A 21810-nucleotide genomic window follows, 5' to 3' on the forward strand; every position below is an offset into this window, starting at 1 on the left:
ACCAACCGAAGATAGTCCTTTGGTGGCCAGTCTTTAAGACTGCCATGAACGCGATCGTTATTGTAATAACGAATAAAACGATCCACTTCCTTAAAGGCTTCTTCGTAAGTTTCAAAACAGTTACGTAGGTAACATTCTTTCTCGATGATACTATGGTAGGACTCGATAAATGAGTTTTTGTTAGGCGTGTGAACTGGAATGCGCTCATGCTCAATACCAGCTAGTTCACAATAGGCGTAGAAAGCCTTGCTCACGAACTGTGGGCCGTTATCTGTACGTATAACTAGCTTGGTTTCTTGCCCGTGAATATTTCGTTTTAGAATGGCTTTCTGTACGATTTGCAGAATATCCTGTGTGCTACAAGCCTTACCCCGATGGTGAGCAACAATATTTCGATCGAATACATCAAGGATGCTCGCTAAATAGAAATGCCGACGTTTACCAGCTACGTATCCATATTTAATATCCATTTGCCACACTTGATTCGGTCCAGTAACGACGCGGTTATTGGCTACCTTTTTGGGTACAGCGTTTGTTATTTCACGTTGTGGGGCCAGTACACCCAGCTCTTTGCATAGCCGATATACTTTCTTCTTATTAATGACAAGGCGGTATTTTCGGCGTAATAAGATTGTGAGCTTGCGGTAACCAAAAGCTGCGTTAGGACCTTTAATAAGACGGCGTAGAATCCCTTTAATGCGTGCGTCTAAAACAACAGCACCATTCTGATCCAAGGAGTAACCTGGAATAGGGCGACCACTGCCTGTAGATGGCTGACGTTCTGGATGACACAGACGATAATAGTAAGTAGAACGAGGAACGTTACAGATACGCAGCACCGTACGAACAGGATAGCCCTTTTGAATCCAAAGGGAGGCTATTTCCAGTCGGGATGTTTTTTTTTTACAAGTTCTCGCAGGATATTGATTTCAAGTTCTTTTTCTCCAAGTAGCTTCACAGCTTCATTGTATTTAACTTGAAGGTCTTGAAGTTTACCTGCATCTTGCTTTAGCTTCTCTGCTTCATCTCGTTTTTTGGCCATAAGATCGTCCACCTCATCTTGATATTGACGAACCCAGTTTCTTAGTGTTCTTGGTGACAAACCATATTGTCTTGCTACCACTTCTGTCCGGTAACCAGATAACACCTCTGCCACTAACTCTTTCTTCGTTTCCTCTGGGCTCCTAAAACGTCTTTTCATGGATTAACTCCCCCACTATCTTAGTGTATATGATACGGTTTGGAGTGTCCAAGTTGATTAGGGGGCTAAATAGGGAATGGCCTAAGTATCAGCAAATTTAGTGTTTTAAACTAATTAATCTGCCATTCATGGCCTGTCATCGGACAATTTTGGTCATGGTCTAGAATTGTTTCTATTGGTTTGTTTGCAGTATCAGCGATATTGAGAAATGCTGGGATGGAGTTGGCGGCAGATACAAGCAAGATAATGCGCAAACGGTTAGCTAACACGGTAAAGTTGTGTACATAAACAGTTCTGGTGAAACGGCGGCAAAGCTATATTTTGACAAGTTGAAAAAATAATTCGTGGTAAATAATTTGCATTTGGGGATCAGAATGAATAAGATGGTTATAGGTTTGCTACTTCATGTTAGAAAGGTGGATAGAAGCACAAGTAAGATAAGCGCCAGAACTTGGTGGGGTCGCTTGATTGCAGGATTGGATCAGGGCTCACAAGTTGACGAGGTGAAGGTGTTCGAATTTTTCGGCGGGGACCTTCCGGTATTCGATTGATGCCGTAAGTTAGTTGGAACAAAACGTCCGGGTGACTGGACCGACAAACCACTAGCATAATACTAAAGTGATCATGAGCGGATGTAAGTATGAAGCGTTAAGCAGCTATGGGACGGACCGATAGGTAGCTGTAGGTGTATTTGATTTTGCAAAAAATGCAATAAAAAGAAATAAGAGCTTGGCCAAGAATAGTAGACTGGTGCAGGTTTATATGTTTATGCCGATGGGAATCAGACTTCGGATGATAGCACCTTTCTTTGTTATGTAACCCAAAAGGGCAGCGCAGCGTGTCCGATAATATATGGATTTTTATAAGCTTTTTTGTTGTGTCAAAATTTGAATTTAACTTAATGCTCGTCTTGTTTTTTTAAATTCTATCAAATGGCGTATGGACAAAGTTCATAGGTTTGATTGCGTACGGTCAAATGCGGTCAATAAACAGAAATTACCATAAAATGTATCGATATTAGGAGGATTTATATATGTGTGGAATCGTAGGTTATATTGGTTATCGGAATTCGCAGGAAATTTTACTAGAGGGGCTCAAAAAGCTGGAGTATCGTGGTTATGACTCAGCAGGTGTCGCGATTTATACAGCAGAGGGGCTCAAAATTCATAAGTCGCAAGGTCGTCTTGCCGTTCTGGAATCACAGCTTGATGAGGTACCTTTAGTCGGTTCGGTTGGTATTGGGCATACAAGATGGGCTACGCATGGTAGACCTTCTGATGTGAACTCTCACCCGCATTCGGATGAGTCGAATAAATTTACAGTGGTGCATAATGGGATCATTGAGAACTATGCTGCTTTGAAAATGGAGCTAATCGAGCGTGGACATAAATTCAGCTCCGATACAGATACGGAAATAATTGCGCATTTAATTGCTGATTTGTATGACGGAGATATTGTGAAAGCTGTTCAAGCAGCGGTCGGACGAATGAGAGGAGCATATGCACTCGGTGTGCTTACAGCATATGAACCAGATAAACTTGTTGCCGTACGTAATGCAAGTCCACTAGTGATCGGTATTGGTGAAGGCGAGAATTTCATTGGTTCGGATATTCCTGCCATACTAGAATATACGCGTAATGTGTACATTCTTGGTGATCAAGAGATGGCGATTCTGACAAGAGATGGTGTCGAACTGTTGACGATAGAGGGGAATTTTATTTCCCGAGAAATACTTCATGTCGATTGGGATCTTGTAACAGCCGAAAAAGCGGGTTATCCGCATTTTATGTTGAAAGAAATCTATGAGCAACCCAAGGCATATCGGGATACGATGAACAGTCGTTTATCCGAGAAGCGTGATCGTGTTATTCTACCTGAAATCACGATGAGTGATGAGGAGATACGTTCGATTCGCAACATTCAGATCGTCGCGTGCGGTACTGCTTATCATGCAGGTCTAGTGGGTAAAATGGTCATTGAACGCATGCTTCGCTTACCTGTGGAGACAGATGTAGCATCCGAATACCGCTATAGAGATCCACTAGTTTCTCGTCGTACCTTAACGATCGTCGTCAGCCAATCGGGTGAAACAGCAGATACATTAGCAGCAATGCGCGAGGCCAAAAGTAAAGGTGCGCATGTTCTCGCCATTACGAATGTTGTTGGCTCTACAGTTGCACGTGAAGCAGACGATGTGCTTGTTACCTGGGCGGGTCCAGAGATTGCTGTAGCGTCAACGAAGGCTTATACGTCTCAACTGATCGCTTTTTACTTGCTTGGTTTGTATATGGCGCAAGTTCGTGGATCGGTCAAGCAAGAGGAAATTGAGCAGACGATTGGAGCCATGCAAAGCCTGCCTGAGCAAGTGGAATCCATTCTGGAGCAAGCCGAATCGATTCAATCCTATGCGGAGCAAATTGCGGTACACAACAACCTATTCTTCATCGGTCGTGGTCCAGATTATCTTGTTGCACAGGAAGGTTCACTAAAGTTAAAGGAAATTTCTTACATTCATTCCGAAGCGTATGCTGCAGGAGAATTGAAGCACGGAACGCTAGCCCTAATTGAAGACAATGTCCCTGTCATCGCACTTGTGACACAACCTGCTCTTGCCGAGAAAACCGTGAGCAACATCAAGGAGGTCAAAGCACGTGGCGGTAATGTCCTAGGTATTACCTGCGAGGATAGTGCGGAGTTGCAATCCGAATTCGACCACACCCTGTTCATCCCACGTACGCTTGATATGCTAATGCCAGCATTATCGGTTATTCCGTTGCAGTTGATTTCGTATTACGCATCACTAGCAAGGGGCAATGATGTAGATAAGCCGAGGAATTTGGCGAAGAGCGTGACGGTGGAGTAGGGTTTAGGTAATAAGTGTGTGCATTGTAATTTGGTATTAGTGTTGTGTACCAAATGTAAATATGTTGTGTACTAACTTAAATGTCGAGTACTAATTGTATTATAGTTGGGTACTAGGCAAATAAGTTGTGTACTAAGGGTATTAATGTTATGTACTGATGATTATAAGTGGTACGTGGAGAACCTGGGTTGACCAGGATCTCCACGTTACATATTGAATTGGAAAATGCCAGTTATTAAAATATGTGGGACCAGTAAGTATAGAACTACATGCTTGGCGTAATTAAAGAAACAACTAGTGGGAGGCCCGATGAGAAATAATGAAGGGCCCCTTTTTTTACAATTAGACATAGTACGTCGAAGCTCATATTAAATAACTTAATTCACATAAATGAACAGTGAGGGATTTGGATGAAAGATATAGGATACAGAATAAAATGCGTTAGGAAAGAAAACAATCTTAACCAAACACAATTTGCGAAGAGTATTGGGATTTCTCAAGGTAATTTAAGCGAAATAGAAATGGGCAATATTAATCCATCTGCGTAAACGTTAATATCACTTAGACAACAATATAATGTAAATCTTAACTGGCTTTTGACTGGTAGTGAAGCAGAAGATGGAATTACTATAAAGACGAGAGTGAAGAGCAATTATTAGAGGGATATAGAAGATTGAATGATTATGATAAGATTGAGGTTATGGAAATTGTTGAACTAAAAAATAGGTTGAGATCAAAAATGTGATTATACGTCCATCATTAATACGAGGGAACAGCAAAATCTCGCTGGTTATTTATAGACGAGATTATATATGCTTCCTATTGTATTTTATTTCTCGCCTCTTCAAAACATTTTGATACGAAATGTCACGTGCTTTTGCCTCCAAACCTATTTGTTGAAGTAACATTTACCAATATGTCCCTCCACAAGAAGGCCTTAGCCTCCTCCATTACAATATAAAATCTACTTAGAATTTTTAGATGTGGCATTTCATCTTCACTCCGCATGCTATTTTACAAGCTTAGTAACGAAACGAGATTGAACGACAGGGAACGTTAGTTCAATAAACGAGTGGCAGACTAGGACTTTATTTTTCAGTTCAAGACTTCCGCTAGTTTTTATTGAAGTCTGTCTAATACTTTGTATCCTTCTGACGGCAATCGGAAACGTACAACCTGCATTCCCGCGAACTATAGCATATAGAAATTTTTGTTATTCTAGATATAATAAGCATTAGAGAATGTACTATAAAATACAACAAGAAGGAGATTGGATATGACAAAAGTAGATGAGTATACAGGTGAAGGAACAATTATGGTAAGTCAAGGTGAGGTATGGGCAATAGATGACAGTTGCTTACCAGATGTAATTGGGAAAATAGAACGCATTGAGTTATCAATCGAAGAACCAGAAGAAATGTTAGGTATATATAGAATTGAGCATGTAATGTTATTCAATGAAGATGATGAGCAATTGTACGATGATCAAGATATAGTGAATAATGACGAATATCACTCTGAAAAGGAATTGGTAGAGGCGCTTACTATCGCTTATGGAGTTTCAGCAGATATAATAGAAATTGTATAATTCTCAATTTCTTGTTTGAAATATCAAATTTAATAATTGATGTCGATGTAATGGGCTCTCCGTGTATTCGCAGCTTTTAAGGAAACGGTAGTCTTCACAAGAAGAACATGAAATAGACCGCAACCGAGGGCGGTCTATTTATATTAAGAGACAGCAGCGCTATATAAGCAATCCAATTGCAAGTATATATCGTGACTGTTGATCGCTCCTCTATGTCGGTTCTGAATCAGCGTTGAGCAGTAACTATTCTAAAGCATTACATTCCTGATTTCTTTCACGCAAATTGTTGATAGCATACTGATCTGCGATCCGTTCAAATGGATGCTGACGATATGTTTCATGATATAAGATAAGAAGATCCATTTGTTCACGACTGCCGCGTGTTTGTGTATGTATTTGTTTAGTTATTTCATCTAGGTTAAGCCTAGATTGTTCCTCTGTATAGTCAGAGTAGTATTGCTTTCCGCTTAAACCCACAGCCCTGTACCGATCCTGAAAATCATACCAATGTCCAAGTTCGTGTAAAATAGAGAAGGTAGCGTAGAGTTGAGGACTCATACTCTCATTTAAATCAAGTAATTTATTACCATTCAAAAGATTCTCAATAGATAAATAAGTATAAGGGTCATCGGGAACCCATTTTTGAAGCTCAGTAAGGGATTCTTGTATTTTCATTTTAGGAACCATAATTCCAGCTGTATATTCGCCCTTTGCATCTGGCCAAAATGAAGGAGTTGGCAATCTAGCTGCTTGATATAGTGTTGGTAAAGATACTTCATGTACTGGAATATCCGATGGCATCAATTTTCTTGCGAGTTCGATATATTGCATCGTATCACATCTTTCTATATAGAATGTAAAAATCTTCTTTAAAAAAAATTGGTTTTCGCTATTATGGTTGAAAGATTCGACACTCCGGAGCAAATTGCAAATTGTAGTCATCTATTCTAGCGCAAATCCATTAATGAATTTTAAGAAAAATGAGATGCCAGTTTAAACTGTTGGCATCTCATTAACATTTTTGGGCTTAATGTCCGGCGGATTTCGGATCAATGCAACAACCTAGAAGCCTTAGCTTTTTTAAGGACGATCATTTACTCTAACCACTTCATCGATACCGATTTCCTGTCTAATTTGGTCTATGTAGCCCTCAAAACGCTCGTTGATAAACAAAGTTTTCCGGTAGCCGGAAATAAAGGTTCCGCGTTGGGTTCTTCTGAGTGCAACCACACCGCAAAGCTTGTCTGCATTCTGGATTTGATAAAAATAGCCATCCGTATCACGCGCCGTTCTCAAAGTAGCCACGTCTGAATCCATACTATAGATTTCCTCACCGAATACAGCTTGCGAAATGTCCATATCGTCATATTGATCCGCTTCCATGACAATCAGATTTACATGCTGCGCATCGGTATTCCATGTAAAAGCACCGATAGCTTTATCAAGACTTGAGCGGATTTGAGTTTCTGCTTCGCCAGTAAGATCCCGCCAATCCATGTCCGTGGAGCTACCGAGTGTCAAATGATCTAGTGTAGTGTTACGCGGCTCAAACAAGAAAAAAGTTGCCTTCGGATCAATTTCAGTCGGGTATGAATGCTCCGACGCGTCATCAGCCTGGGCGGCAGTTTCGATTAAACGGACAAGAGGATTCACATCTTGCTCCGTAAAATCTTCCGCTAATTGTAACGACACGAATTTGCCAAAGGTAATCGTTCGTAGCTGATCTTGAATTCGTCGAAGCATATGATCCCTGCGATTTTCAAACTCACCATGATTAAGTCTTTTCATCTGCAAATAAAAGGTTGTATTATTCCGTGGCAGCACAAAATCAGGTGGTCGGTCGTATCCGGGAGGCTCATACAAATGTACGCCTTGCGGGTCATGACGGATCAGATCAGCACCAAAGTTATGCTCTGCAATAAAGTCAGGGATATTTCGAGCGCTTCCTCTTGCGTTTTGCAGTAGCGTTTGATTGAGATTACTCATTCCATGCTGATCTAGCAACTCCATTTGTTTCGTGAGATATTGTATCTCTGTCTCGTTGTTATGAAGTATTGTTCTATGTAATGCTTCTTCCGCCATTTGCCGGAATGATGACGTCATCTCTTCTTCACCTCTTTTTTCATCCCATTATTGTACCATGCCTTTTGGTAAATGTCATACTTTGGAAAGCTTAATGCATCTCTCTATACCGCCCGTTCAGTTGATAAATGGTGGCCCCCTCTTATTAACATAATGGGTCTTTGTGAACGAAATATTTAGTTCAATCAAAAATCTAATATTAGATATAATATTGAAATTATAGTTTATTGGAAAAATAAGTCACAAATTTTAACAAAGGGTGATAAATTTCCAAGATCCGTTCCGGTTCTGGAGAGTTATTTAGAAACAGAGGAGGATTTTCAGCTCAGGGTAATCCCACAAACAGTTAAGATGTTCCAAAGGCATTATAGTAATGTCACTATTGGTATGCTGCTCGGATCTCATAGATTCAAAAATTGTTCCGAAAAAGTAAAAGAGAAGATAAGGGCTTATTTGAATTTATTTAATATTGATAAGGATATTGGGAATACTCCGTGTACTGAACGAGATTGGTGAAACATGAAATGAAAAATAGTAAAATAAGGATAATAAATATTATATCTCATGAAAGGTGCGGTTATTATGCCATTGATTCATTACTTTATTGTACTCCCTAATATTGACGCTGCTTCGGATGTTTTTTCGAGAATTACTGCCGTAAACAGGTTTGATAAAAGGATCTTAAAAAATATTAAGTTTTATGAGATTCTTTTTGAATTACCCGCTACTGTAGAGGAAGTAATTGGTGACGAGTATGAATACGAGTTAAGCAAATTTAAGAATAGAGGTCTTGTGCACGATATTACAACAATCTGGGCAACCGATTTTTTGGAAAAGTTAATCTTAATTAAGGGAGAAATTTTAGCGTGTATTTTTGTTTGTTCGGGAGTGCCGGAAAGTTATATCAACAAATTGACGACCCAAACAAACAATCCGATCATTACAGAGGATCACGTCACTGGAAATATACTTACAATAGGTCAAGCGGATTTAAAAAATCAAATATATGCAAAGTGGTCTAGGATATTAAATACATCGCTTAAGAAAAAAGAAGTTCAACGTTATAAGGGGAAAGGGAATACACTGGTAGATAGTCTAAGTAGACAAATTAGTGAAAGATATCTCATGTTATTAGTATCAGTAGTGAAGAATCAGATTAATAAAAGAGGTAAAAGTAATGATAAAATGTTACCGTCAATGTTGGCAGCAGTTGGATTAAATCAAGAACAATTTATGAAATATATAGTTGAACTGGACCCGGCACTGCACTCCGCAATGCTAGAGATTATTAAAAGAAATTTCGATAAAATCGATAACAAGTTTCTTGATTTCAATATATGCATTCCTTCAGTAAATAAAGATGAAATTATGTTTAATTTTTCTTTGACCCAAAAGGATTTTTTGAATAATCACTCAATTAGAAATAAAATTGAGAAATTCTCTAAAAAAATTTCCAACAATGAAGAGTATGTAGAGCCCGCAGGGCAGGAAATTGACTTTATCAGAGTTGTAAATGAGGAAAGAAGAAAAGAATTAGAGTTTTTGGGGATACTGAATATTTTCTTTGGATTTTCGCGCGGCAATCCCTATTTAATAACAGAAAATATCCCAACTAAAGAGATCGCAATTCTGATAAAAGAAATGAAGCGGGCGAATGATTATTTATCGGAAGATTCAGTGGTCTTTAACCGTAATATTGTTCGTATTTCCGAAATTTTAACCGATTCATTACATGTAGAATCTCTTAAGACTATTACTAAAAGCGCAAAACACATAAAGTTTATTTCGGATCTGCCAATAGATTGGATACATATCAACAATGTTCCCCTAAGAAACCTTGTTAGTATGAGCAGAATTCCAATAACGCCATTCAATGGATTAATACATCACTGTGTTGTGCAAAATCTATACGCAATTAAGAAGAAAGGGTTATCTATCCTCTTACTAAATACTTTGGATAAAAATAATTTGGTTGATGCCCCATTATATAATTGTGCAAAAGGGATCCATAGATTTATTGAAGACTTTTTCTCAAAACATGATCTCGCGAATGCATACCAATATTTTGAAGCAGGCAACAAGCTTGATTTCATAGACGTACTGAATCAGAGGGACAGGAATATTTTGATATACTTTGGACATGGCTCATTTGATAGTAAAACAGAAATGGGTTATTTACATATCGGCAAACAAGACGCAATTTCTTCATTGGAGTTAGCTGGTATGTTGACTAATGTTCCGGAAATCGTTATTTTGGGGGCATGCGAAACACAGGTCAATTGGGGGACGTCTGTTGATGTTGCCAACAGCTTCATTAATGCGGGAGCAGTGTCTGTAATAGGGACATATTTTGAAGTTGATGGTGCGTATACCCAACTTTTCATATTGCAAATCCTTTATAACTTGCATCAGGCCTGTACGAGTCTCGGTGAGGTCTATTGGAGTGATATTATTTACGCGTGTATTAAACAGAGATATTTAGTTGATACCTTTGAATTTATGACAATGAAGAATCGTAATATTATTGATGAGTATCGCAGTTACTGTAAACAAAATGGATGGGAAGATATTGACATCAATTTTCACGAAAATGTCCTTAAATTCTTAGAATCCAAAGGAAGTGAATTTGCAATTACATACAGAAAAAGATTAAGCGGCAATAAGAACGTATATAGAAGTTTATTGTATGTATCTCTGGGTTCGCCTGAAATGATAGTCTTTGAATAAAGGGATCTTACCTTAATCAAATGTTAGTTCAATAAATTTTAAACAACTTTGTTATTGCCCGGCCCTTTCTCTAGTGTTACTGCTCAATCATAATGTCTTCCAGTTGACGGCGTGAGTTGTCCTGCTGGTGACGGTCATGTTGTCCAACAGGGTATAATAAAGGGAGAATCACGAAAATTCTCCCTGGATGACACGCTTGACCATATGATCATCTATGATGCGGTGTTTGTTATGCGACCCTTAGATGACATGGAGCCTCTAGCGGGTGTGATCTCTCGCGACGGGGTAATGCGACAAGGACTTCCCATGGAGTGGCACTAGGATATACCGACTGTTAAATCAAGGATTTCGCGAACATCAGGAGGATTATCTGACTGGAATCTTTGCAGAAGTATTACAAGATCCATCCTTACTGAGATCATTCTGTACATATTTCCTTAAAAAGGATCTGGGTTCACTAGAATTACTAAAGGTGTCTATGCAGGCAACGTTCCCGAAACTTCCGGATCATGCATCCGATAGTCGTCCAGACTGTATGATTGAATGCAAGGATCTGTGTGGTGGGGGATGGGTATTCTTCATTGAAAGCAAGTTAGGCTTATGGAAGGGCAGGAACAACTGTCGAGATATGCAGATCACTTAACGTCTTACAAAGAGAGAGGTTATCAGACGTATCTCATTTACATTACACAATATTATGATCCCAAAGTGAACGGTGCAACGGCAAGCTTCCATGCCCACCGGTTGTATCAGGTGTACGATTGGTTGGTCCGACATCAAGATGTGTTTACCTGTAAAATATTGGAAGACATGGAGGGGATGAAATTGACCGACAGACGCAGGTTCATGCCACAAGATATTTATGCGCTCCAACAGATGGGGCGTCTGCAATTGATGTTATGAATTATCTAATAATGGTAGGTGTATATAATCAATTCCTTCCTTATTTAAAAACGGGGAATGAATAATTGAATTGCAAATAGATGATAATTTTTTAATGCGAACCAGTAGAACACTTTAAAGACAAACACCCCTTCTGTTGAGATAGTATATGCCTATTATTTATGAATCTGTAAGGAGAGGCTTTGCATGGCCCAAATGACGCCAAATAATATCCATTTATTAACCAAAAAGATCGAACCAGGTGAAAGAATTGTCTATGGTCTGATTGAGCAAATGTCTGAGAATTATTACGCTTACTTTGATACGAGGCAGAATGGGAAAACGAAAGATTATTATCCTGATTTTGTTATACTAACACCTGATTTAGGTTTAATCATCCTTGAGGTCAAAGACTGGTCAAAGGAATTTTTTAAAATAGATAAAGAGAAAGTATTTGCCAAATACAATGGCAAATTTGAATGGGTCACCAATCCTTTAGAACAAGTTCGAAATTACTCAAATTGGATGAGTAAATATTTGAGAAGTAAAAAGGCTCCTTCTAATTCAAGAGGATTAAAAATAAGTTATACCTATGGGATCGTCTTTCCGAATATGACAAGAGATGAGTTTCATAAAAAAGTTGCAGGTACAGATGTTATTGACCGTAAGGTCTGTGTTTTTAAAGATGATTTACATTCTTCAGACGAGTTTCTGAATGTTTTAAAGAAAATAGCTGCACCTTATCTTGGGAAGTTTACAAGATTAACCGATAGTGAAATGGCTTCGTTTAGAGAAATTATATTTCCTGAAGTGAAAATGGACCCAGATGAAATAAAACGAATTATGACTTGCGAGCAACGTGACCTTGTGGAGAGTATAGATTATGGACTTCATTTAATTAACGGTCCTGTTGGAAGTGGAAAGACCATAATTTTATTTCATCGTACGATTGTCTTAGCAGAACGCCATAAAAATTGGAGAATTCTGGTCTTGTGCTTCGATCCAGTAACGCGAAACTTTTTAGAGCGTGAACTGAGAAAGAACATGCCAAAAGGAGATCATGCAATTGTTGACATATATGATGTAAGAAGCCTATTTCTTAAAATTGTCAAACATTGTAATCTTGGAGAGGAATTACCTACAGACCCCAATTTTATCCGTGTATTAGATCGACTAGATTTCAAAGGGAGTGAATTCCCTCAGCGTTATGATGCGATTTTAATAGACGAAGCTCAGGACTTCTATGAGGAGTGGCTATCTTTTATCGATAGGAATTTATTCGAAAACAAAAAATCAAACGATCACTTGTTACTCACAATGGACGGAACGCAAAACATCTATCGTCAATCATTTACATTAGGTTGGGCAGGACTACATCGCTCTAAAGTTAATAAGACTGTAGATTTAGAGATTAACTACCGAAACACACGTCAAATAATTGAATTCGCAAATAAGTTTATTAACAATGAGTACTTAGAAAAATGTGTTTCTGATAATGTAGAGAGTATAAACTATGCAGTTACAGATTTTGATTGCCTTAGAGATGGTGAAATACCTGGCGTTATTGTTGGGGAAAATTTAAGTGATGTGAACGGGAAGATAGTTAAGATGATACATGAGGCATTTATCAATTCCATAAATCGATCCCGAAAGATCTGCTTACTATGCACTCACGATTCCATTATTCCTGAACTTACGCAAGAGTTGTATTTACACAAATTGCCATTTACTTTGTTGTCACAAGAACCCGAGCACCACGAAGGAATATGGGTGGGTACTATTCAGCAAAGTAAAGGTTTGACATTCGATCATGTCGTGATAACGGGAATTGAAGATAAGGTTTTTGACGAAATGCCTAATATTGACGCTTCAAAGTTGTTATACGTAGGGATGACACGTGCTTCTAAAAGACTTGATATTGGATTGAGTGAGTACAATATATTTCGCTCAATAATCGAAAACAATAATTTTGAGAAAATTAAACATTATTTTAATATGTCAGGAAATTACGAGTACGTTATACAATTAACACTTGTGTATATTAGTTCTGATAGTAGAATATCTGAAAAAAACACGTTCCGCGGAAAGGGCATTGAAAATATTATTTGTCAATTCAACGAGAAATACTGGCTACCATTGCAATACAGGAAAAATCTTCACCAAGTAATTAGCGAGATGCGTCCAGGGGATCGAGGGGAAGTTAGTGGCAAAGACCGACAGATTTTAGTTAGATTACTTCAGTCGCCGTTTCCAAAGCATTCAAGAAAGGAATTTTTGGAATATTTTTTAGAGTGAGTGGCCCTAATGATTGGGTATGGAGACTATCTCTAGCTAACTGACTCTTATTTATTTTCATATTGAGATTCTCCATTAATGATTTCAGTTTAGGTAAGTCTAGTAAACTACGAATCTCGATATTGGATTGAACATTCAACGTGATGTACATACTCATCTCTCCCTTGAGACAAGTATGATTCAATTCGTCAAATCTGTACATGATTATTCAAGCATTTATGTACATGCTTAGATTAGCATTTGTAATCTGAGTATGAATCTTTCCGCTCAGTGGATGTTTCAGGCGGTTCTCGACTTTCTTTCTTTAGCATTTATCACGTGCTGCGGCAAACTCAATAAAATCAACAAAACTGGCTCCATACTCTTATATCACCTGACATCTGTTGTGAGAAGCAAATAAACTCATATCAATACATCTAAACTCGTATAAATGCAAATAAAGTCGTATCAGAGTCGAGCAGATCCGGAATTATTTCTGGCATTTGCTCGGCTTTTTATTGGGACAGGGATAGAGATTAGGGGGAGGCAGGAAAATACAGGAGAATACAGGGTTCTTTTCGAATCATATTTTCTGAGGCTTTTCTCTCAGTCGTTTCAAGGCTTCTCAGGCATTAGTCAGGCATTACCCATTCGTTCCCTTAGGCGCTTCCTTGCCATTATACGCTCTGTTACCCCTCCTTTATACGACTAAAAATTGCATATTCCGGGCCTATTTAACCCCAATTTTTTGTTTTATCCCCTGCATCTTCCGATACGACTATAATTTACTCAATCTTTTAACTACGCAATTTGTTTTCAATTGTAATATATTGGTTGTTAATAAGTGTAATGCCTGCTATAGTAAGTATAGGAACGTACATTCGTTTATTTAGGGAAAATTAATATGGGGAGGAAATTGAGTGACAAATGAACTAAGAACTAATTATAGTAAAGTCTTGCAAAATTTAGCCGAGGGCTTAGATATTTCGCCTAGTAAATATCAGCAGGCGGTACAACGGTACACTTCAGTTGGTAAATGGATTTCAGATGGTGAATATGCTGATGTTCAGGGTGAACCATACATTTACACTCAAGGTTCTTTTAGACTGGGGACAGTTGTTAGACCAATAAAGAATGGAAACGAATCAGACTACGATATTGATTTAGTATGTCAGCTTCCACTGAATAAGAATAATACAAGCCCTGCTTCTTTGAAGGAAGCTATCGGTACTAGAATTAAAGATAATGCTACATATCAAAAGATGCTTGATAAAGAAGGAAAACGTTGTTGGACATTAAATTATGCGGAACAAGATGGCGTTGGATTTCATTTAGACATATTACCTTCTATACCTGAATCCACCGATAATATTAATCAGCTCAATGATGCAGGAGTTGCTTCAGATTTTGCAAAAAAGGCTATATCCATTACCAATAAAGAAAAAGACAATACTTATACATGGTCTGCAAGCAATCCTAATGGGTATGCTGAATGGTTTGATATGATTAAACGTCCCATTTTTGAGAAGTTGCTACTGGAGCAAAAACAGATTATATTCGAGAACAATAAGACTATATATAATCAAATTGATGAAGTCCCTGAACAACTCGTAAAAACACCGCTTCAAAGAGCTATTCAAATATTAAAACGTCATAGAGATACTCGATTTGCCGGTCATGAGTGGGAAGATGACAAACCTATTTCCATGATCATTACTACCCTCTCAGCAAGAATATATCAGCAAGAAGCTGATCTGTACTTAACGATTAAAACTATTGTAGAGAAACTAGCTACACTTTCTCAACTGCTTACTTTTGGGGCTACTCTTGATGAAGAGATTGCAAGACTTCATCTAATTAAGAAAAACGAAGATGGAACATGGAGCATCCCTAACCCAGTCAATCCTATTGAAAATTTTGCAGATCGCTGGCATGAAAATAATGGACGAAAAGCTAAAGCGTTTTTCCTATGGGTTTCTTGGGTGAAAAGTGATCTAATTGATATCTTAGATCAGTCTGATGTGAACGTAGTCGTAAAAGAACTTGAAGTTAGGTTTGGTGAAACAGCTATAAATCAAGCTAGAAAAGGTATTTTGCTTACCTTGTCGGAGGTAGCGGCAGCTACTGCTGGTATACCCCACACTGATATACAGAACCCTAGTAAACCCTGGAGTTATTAATTTATGGGAGATATAACAAGGGATCAAATTGAAATTGATTTTAATGAATTAAAAGTGCTTTATCAGGACTTACGATTACTAAGAGAAGAGGGAGATGCTTATATTGTAGGGGATCTTCCCTTTTCAGCTACTTACAACGGAAATTCTCCAATAATAGATCAGTACAAAATAAAGATACTACTACCCAAGGATTATCCAAAATCTCCACCTAAGTTAATGGAATTTGGCGGAAGAATACCTAAAAGTTTTCACACAAATCCTGATGGTACATTATGTTTAGGTGCACCTTTAGAAGTTCGAATGAAATTTAATGGAAATCTATTAAGTTACGTAAAGGAACTTGTAATACCATATCTTTACTCTTACTCGTATTATGAAAAGTATGGGGATATGCCATTTGGTGAACTTTCTCATGGAGGTAGGGGAATCCTTGAAAGTTATCAAGAGTTGTTTGTTTTAACTAGTAGTGAATGCGTACTGGACTTATTGGAAATCTTGGCAACTGGGAAGTTTAGAGGGCATCTTGACTGTCCATGCGGAAGTCGAATGAAATTACGAAAATGTCACGGCCCACAGCTCATCCAGTTAAGTAATTATCAAACCAAATTTGATTTTATAAATGATTATAATGATTGTGCTATTCTTTTTCGAAAAAATCCCCTTTAGTTATGGAGGAATATATATGTCGGTAACCAATGTTCCTGAAAAAGTTAAAATTCGATTATGGGGAATAGCAGCTGGGCGGTGTCAATATGAAGGTTGTAATGAACCACTATGGGTAGACAAGCTTACACAAGCTGAATTTAATGGTGCATATATAGCTCACATTATTGCGGATAGCCCAAATGGTCCTCGTGGGGATTCAATTCTTTCAGAAAAGCTTGAGAAGGATATATCTAATCTCATGTTAATGTGCGATAAACATCATAGACTTATTGATAGAGAAGATCTTGCTGGACATCCGGTTGAACGTTTACGTGAAATGAAAAGAAAACATGAACAGCGGATTGAAATGTTGACGTCCATTGCCGAAAGTGTGCAAAGCTATGTACTTCATTATGGCACTAATATTGGTCAGCATAATGCTCTGGTCAGTTGGGAGAAGACAACTCCAGCGATGTTACCATTAAAGTACCCCGCAGAAAAACCTGCAATTGAGATGAGTCTTGGAAATAGTACTTTTTATGATCATGAAGAACTTTTTTGGACTATTGAACGAGAACAATTACGAAGACAATTCTCTGACAAAGTTAAACGTAGGCTTATGTTAGGTGATGTTACACATCTTTCAGTATTTGCATTAGCACCTCAACCGTTGCTTATCGAATTAGGAACATTAATTTCCGATATTTGTCCTGCTGATGTCTTTCAGTTACATCGTGAACCAACTGATTGGATATGGCAAGAACACCCTCAAGATTTTGAATATAACATCATTGCACCGGAAGTGATCCATAAAAAGGTAGCACTTAATCTTTCATTAAGTGCCACTATAGATAATGATCGTATTTATAATGTTATCGGCTCTGATACTTCTGTATGGACTGTAACGGTTCAAACACCAAATAATGACTATTTAAAAAGCAGACAACAACTAACTATGTTCAGAGAAATATTGAGAAGGCTGTTAAATAATATAAAGGCTGTTCATGGGCATGACAATGTATTACACGTTTTCCCAGCTGCGCCTGTAGCTGTTGCTATTGAATTGGGGCGTATCTGGATGCCGAAGGCTGACTTGCCACTTTATTTATATGATGAAAATCGTCAAAACGGTGGCTTCAAACATGTCTTTAACATAGGTGTCGAGTTTGGAAATGCCCAAGTTAAAGAGATAAGCGTTGTATAATATGATTAGGGACTTTCTGCTTAACTTTGCTGTACAAAGGTTGCGTTAGCTATAGGAAATATCTAAATTTGAGTTCTGCGCTTTTTCTATTATGTGGAGATGACATCAACATACTCCTTTCGTGTTGAAAGTGCAGCTGCAAATATTGACTCTAATGCTTGTCTAACAGCTATTGCCGTAGGTATCATGAATATCTCACCTTTATTAGATTATTTGCGTCGATTATAGCACGTGACAAATGTAGTAAATCAAGGAGGGTATTTTATGAGTGGAGCTGGTTTTTTCCAAGGGACGATTACCGCAGATGAACGGGAGCGATTATACAATGAAATTTGGTCGGAGCCCATAAAAATCGTGGCGAAAAGATACGAAATTTCTGATGTTGCCCTAAGAAAACATTGCATCAGATTTGGTATCCCTCTGCCGCTGAGAGGACATTGGGAAAAGGTTAAGGCCGGTAAATTTGTATATAAACCGGTACTCCCTAAAATTGAGGGCGAATTGAAGAAACAAATACGAAACTATGTAATAAAGTATAAACATTACGTAAAGCAGCTAACCGATGAAGAGTTGGAAAATAAAGAGGGACTGTTTTTATTAACCGATGAAACCAAGGAGTACATAAGTGAGGTTTGTTCTAAAATTGTTGTTAAAAATCAATTGCGCGATCCACATCCCTTAATTGTGGAGCACCAAGAGGAAATGCAATATAGAAAGAAGAGAGATAAGGAAGTCGAAAGAGCCAATTTCAATCATTTATATCAATCCAGAATAAAAAGTCAGTATCGTGATAACAAACCGACACTTCCCATTTTTGTATCTACCGCTCAAGTAAATCGAGCGTATCGGATCGTGGATGCATTGATAAAGACACTGCCACATTTGGAGAGTAGGGTTTCAATCAGTCATTTTTATGATAAGAAAGATATGGCCTTCTTTAATGTTATGCATACTTCTTTTAGTTTTGAGCTTAAAGAAGTTGAAATGAAATCGCCTAAAAAGGATAAAAATAAAAGCATTGAATCTTCAAAAGATGTTGTGCGATCTTTGGTTATTTCAATTACATCGAGCTCCTCATCTTGGGATAGGGAATACAAGGAGCATTTAGAGTTTACAGACACTCCATCCGAGCCGCTTGAGGGGAAACTTGATCAGGTGATAATTGGCGTGTTTAATGCGGCGAATAGATTTCTTGTTAATGATGAGTTGAAAAATAGAAAGCTTGAAAGGAAATGGGCTGAAGAAAACAAACGTCGCCGGTTACAGGAACTGAAGCGCAGAGAAGAAGAAAATTTAAGAGTATTAGAGAGTCTTGTAGGAGACTGGGATTTGTCTCAAAGAATTAGGATGTTTGCAGATTCTTTAGAAAAAATCGTTTCGGATAAACAAGATGAACAAGAGGTATTGGATATATTACACAGAGTAAAATGGGCGAGGGAAAAAGCGGATTGGTTAGATCCCCTCATTGCAAAAGATGATGAACTATTGGGCAAAAAGGTTCACGTGTTTGAAGTGTTTAAGACATTTACTCGAGTAGATAAAGAATGAGGGGATCATATTGATAATGAATTTGGTTATAAAAAGGGTTGGGCAAGATAGATGGGAAGATATTAATCATCAATTTAGTAAGTACAAATTATCATTCCTTGATGAAGTACTTGAGTATGGAAAGGATAATGATATTCCAGAATCAACTTTGATATACAGCTATAAAGAATTTTTGTCAGAACACATTCAAGGCATAGAATTGGACTTGGAAGTATTGAAGGATATCGCCGAAAAGTTAATTCCAGTAATCGAATTGAATAAAAGTGATGAATTAATAATTGGAGATAAAACTCTGAAAATAATCAACTATGAACCGAATTTAGAATTGATGTACTACAGTGGCTATGACAAATTTTTGAAGTTGAACAGATATGGATTTATTAGCCTAAGCCCTTCAAAGAAGGGCTATAAACTAAATAATTGTGAAGTTTTGTTTAGTAAATACGAACAGCTACATCAATTTGATCTAAAAGCACATTTTGATGTGCTATTATGCAAACTAGAAAGTGCTAATTCAATTGAAAGTATTGAATTGGGTAAGGCAGCAATTGAGCATGAATTGAGGGTTATCTTTGGCGTTGGACACTATAGTGAATTGATGGATGATCATGTGAAATTGAATATCGATAAAATGGAGTTCATTAGATCCATTTCTTTGTGTTTTAGAAGATGTGAGGCTAAAATTCTATTATTAGAAAAAGGAGAGTCAAAGATTACTGATAGTTTAATCAAACTTATTTTGGCAAAAAAGAATTATGATAATTTTATTGAAAATAAAGATGAGTACGTAGAATTACTAGGTAATGATAAATATAATGAAAAGATTGCAAGGGATAGCGGAGAAATTAGTGATTTGTTGATTGATGTGGGCTTGTCTGCTGAGGATTTGGAACACCTAGTACATTGAATTATTCGTTCTCGAATGACAACTGTTGTTTTAGTCTAATACTTTATTTTCCTTTGGTTTAATAAATAATTGATTCACTGCTACGCAGTCTAACACTTATTTCTCAAAAGCTGACGATTTTCAAACTCAAAAACCGCATCACATCAACAACTCCAGTCTAATACTTTATTTTCTTTGAACACTTATTGTTCGAGAAAAATAATAATGTATACTGAGAAATAATAACGTATACTGGTTATTATTAAATTGTAATAAAAAATAATTAACTATACTAAGCTCGTTGGCATATCCAACGGGCTTTTTATCTGTCAGGAAAAAATAAAGTTCTAGACTGAGAAAATAGAGTATTAGACTGACGATGCTTCATTAAACTAACGGGCAGGATAATACGGTGATTTATCGAAAAGTGTAATAATAAGGAAGTGATATAATGGAACACTTAGATCAGAACTTTGTCAGTTTGATTCAGGTACTAAATTCTTTTGAGACTATTGAGACAATTGGTAGCTGTGGTGGTCACATTAACCCAAAGGAAGGACAGTGGGAAAAAGGTACCTGGTATGTGAAGTTTGAAATTGAAGAAACACCCGTCGGTTGGCGTACAATCGAGTTTTTAGCATGGGCTATAAATAAAGAATATGATGATGATTTAACGGTTTTCTTTATGCCAAAATCAAATCCACCTTGGCTTAATAAACCTAACAGAACACTTTGCTGGGTAATCGAGGGTTATAATGATCAAAATCCAAATGACTTGGCTGAGTTTCTTGGCAAGGTCAAGAGTGACTTTTATGATTACGCTAACGGGACACTATAGTTCAAACAACTTGAGAGCAGACCTCTATGGGCAACTGTTCCCTTTCGCATTGAAGTAACGGGCAGTATAGCTTAATCACTTCTCGAATAATACAAATTAATTATTTTATTGGGGGAAAGTTATGACTAAGGAATACGCAATATCGATACTAAAAAAGTATACTCCAATGCCTGATGATCAAGATTTAACTGCGGAAATGATTGATGAGTATGCAAGTGCAATATTATATTTTGAGGAGTATCCAGATCCAAGCTGCATTGAGCCGATTATGATGACGTTTAGCTTAGATGATTTGTACGGGACATATGAGCATGCAGCATGTGTGTTAAGAAGTTTTACTAATGATCAGGTAGTCCCTCACTTGATAAAAGCATTATATAGTGAACATGAAGGAATTAGGTACTGGGGAGCTAATATCGCTAAGTTCTTTCCAGACTCTAGGTTATTAAATCCCCTTTTGAATTGTGTTAACGATTCAAACGAAGAAATAAGGGAATATGCAACTTATGCTCGTACCTGTATTGGTTATAAATAAGTGGATATTAGTATGACAACCTATAAAACCTTCACTACTCATTACGCTAACGGGCAGTTTAGTTGCAAATGTAGAAGGATTTTCAAAAAAATGTGGAGTCTCTTCTAATTATCTATTATTTTTACATTTGGAGGTCCAAATGAACGAATTTTTAATTGGGAATACATTAGGACTTCAGTTATTTGACAGCTTAAAGCCGGATTTAACATCGTTCTGTTATAGAATGTTAGGATCGATCGATGACGCAGACGATGCCGTTCAAGAAACCTTTATTCGCGTCTGGGAAAATTGGAACTCATTCAGGCAGGAGTCCTCTTACAAAACGTGGGTTTATCGCATTGCATCAAACTTATGCCT

19 protein-coding genes are annotated in these 21810 nt (G+C 37.5%); 15 read left to right on the plus strand and 4 right to left on the minus strand.

The window, feature by feature from the left end:
- Both E0485_RS22560 and E0485_RS22565 read right to left on the minus strand, forming a co-directional pair.
- On the minus strand, positions 1-839 hold an 839-nt coding region (locus E0485_RS22560), incomplete at its 3' end, for an IS3 family transposase (RefSeq protein ID WP_132420320.1).
- Positions 840-877: 38 nt separating this feature from the next.
- A complete protein-coding gene (locus E0485_RS22565) occupies positions 878-1201 on the minus strand; it encodes a transposase (protein ID WP_132420321.1) in 324 nt (107 codons plus the stop codon).
- Positions 1202-1575: 374 nt separating this feature from the next.
- Between E0485_RS22565 and E0485_RS25255 the strand changes: the two genes are divergently transcribed.
- From E0485_RS25255 to E0485_RS22580, 4 genes are all read left to right on the plus strand, one after another.
- Positions 1576-1752: a hypothetical protein gene (locus E0485_RS25255; RefSeq protein ID WP_165921267.1), complete on the plus strand. Its 177-nt coding sequence runs from the start codon at positions 1576-1578 to the stop codon at positions 1750-1752.
- Between the two features lie 482 nt (positions 1753-2234).
- Positions 2235-4064 carry a glutamine--fructose-6-phosphate transaminase (isomerizing) gene (gene glmS / locus E0485_RS22570; RefSeq protein ID WP_132420322.1) on the plus strand — a complete coding sequence of 610 codons (1830 nt, stop codon included), beginning with the start codon at positions 2235-2237 and terminating at the stop codon, positions 4062-4064.
- A 410-nt stretch (positions 4065-4474) separates the two neighbouring features.
- Complete coding sequence (locus E0485_RS22575; protein WP_132420323.1) at positions 4475-4612, plus strand: helix-turn-helix domain-containing protein; 138 nt, start codon at positions 4475-4477, stop codon at positions 4610-4612.
- 728 nt (positions 4613-5340) lie between these two features.
- A complete protein-coding gene (locus E0485_RS22580; RefSeq protein ID WP_132420324.1) occupies positions 5341-5652 on the plus strand; it encodes a hypothetical protein in 312 nt (103 codons plus the stop codon).
- Between the two features lie 243 nt (positions 5653-5895).
- On the opposite strand, the gene E0485_RS22585 is transcribed toward E0485_RS22580, so the two are convergent.
- Complete coding sequence (locus E0485_RS22585) at positions 5896-6483, minus strand: hypothetical protein (RefSeq protein WP_132420325.1); 588 nt, start codon at positions 6481-6483, stop codon at positions 5896-5898.
- 249 nt (positions 6484-6732) lie between these two features.
- Complete coding sequence (locus E0485_RS22590; RefSeq protein ID WP_132420326.1) at positions 6733-7755, minus strand: hypothetical protein; 1023 nt, start codon at positions 7753-7755, stop codon at positions 6733-6735.
- A gap of 561 nt (positions 7756-8316) precedes the next feature.
- On the opposite strand from E0485_RS22590, the gene E0485_RS22595 reads away from it, so the two are divergent.
- The 11 genes from E0485_RS22595 to E0485_RS22655 form a co-directional block, all read left to right on the plus strand.
- Positions 8317-10461 carry a CHAT domain-containing protein gene (locus tag E0485_RS22595; RefSeq protein WP_165921268.1) on the plus strand — a complete coding sequence of 715 codons (2145 nt, stop codon included), beginning with the start codon at positions 8317-8319 and terminating at the stop codon, positions 10459-10461.
- A 600-nt stretch (positions 10462-11061) separates the two neighbouring features.
- A complete protein-coding gene (locus E0485_RS22605) occupies positions 11062-11364 on the plus strand; it encodes a hypothetical protein (protein ID WP_132420328.1) in 303 nt (100 codons plus the stop codon).
- A gap of 186 nt (positions 11365-11550) precedes the next feature.
- The gene (locus tag E0485_RS22610) at positions 11551-13638 is read left to right on the plus strand and encodes a nuclease-related domain-containing DEAD/DEAH box helicase (RefSeq protein ID WP_132420329.1); all 2088 of its coding nucleotides are present in this window, start codon (positions 11551-11553) and stop codon (positions 13636-13638) included.
- Positions 13639-14537: 899 nt separating this feature from the next.
- The gene (locus E0485_RS22620) at positions 14538-15797 is read left to right on the plus strand and encodes a nucleotidyltransferase domain-containing protein (RefSeq protein WP_132420331.1); all 1260 of its coding nucleotides are present in this window, start codon (positions 14538-14540) and stop codon (positions 15795-15797) included.
- A 3-nt stretch (positions 15798-15800) separates the two neighbouring features.
- Positions 15801-16463, plus strand: a complete 663-nt coding sequence (locus tag E0485_RS22625; protein ID WP_132420332.1) for an SEC-C domain-containing protein — start codon at positions 15801-15803, stop codon at positions 16461-16463.
- Positions 16464-16479: 16 nt separating this feature from the next.
- Positions 16480-17646, plus strand: a complete 1167-nt coding sequence (locus tag E0485_RS22630; protein WP_132420333.1) for an SAVED domain-containing protein — start codon at positions 16480-16482, stop codon at positions 17644-17646.
- A gap of 264 nt (positions 17647-17910) precedes the next feature.
- Entirely contained in the window at positions 17911-19194 is a 1284-nt protein-coding gene (locus E0485_RS22635; RefSeq protein ID WP_132420334.1) for a hypothetical protein, read from the plus strand.
- 16 nt (positions 19195-19210) lie between these two features.
- Positions 19211-20101, plus strand: a complete 891-nt coding sequence (locus tag E0485_RS22640) for a hypothetical protein (protein ID WP_132420335.1) — start codon at positions 19211-19213, stop codon at positions 20099-20101.
- A gap of 430 nt (positions 20102-20531) precedes the next feature.
- Entirely contained in the window at positions 20532-20918 is a 387-nt protein-coding gene (locus E0485_RS22645) for a hypothetical protein (protein ID WP_132420336.1), read from the plus strand.
- Positions 20919-21039: 121 nt separating this feature from the next.
- Positions 21040-21453, plus strand: coding sequence for a HEAT repeat domain-containing protein (locus tag E0485_RS22650; RefSeq protein WP_207911038.1), 414 nt, complete (start codon positions 21040-21042; stop codon positions 21451-21453).
- 139 nt (positions 21454-21592) lie between these two features.
- On the plus strand, positions 21593-21810 hold a 218-nt coding region (locus E0485_RS22655), incomplete at its 3' end, for a sigma-70 family RNA polymerase sigma factor (RefSeq protein WP_132420337.1).

This window comes from Paenibacillus albiflavus (genome assembly GCF_004344915.1).
GTDB lineage: Bacteria > Bacillota > Bacilli > Paenibacillales > NBRC-103111 > Paenibacillus_AM > Paenibacillus_AM albiflavus.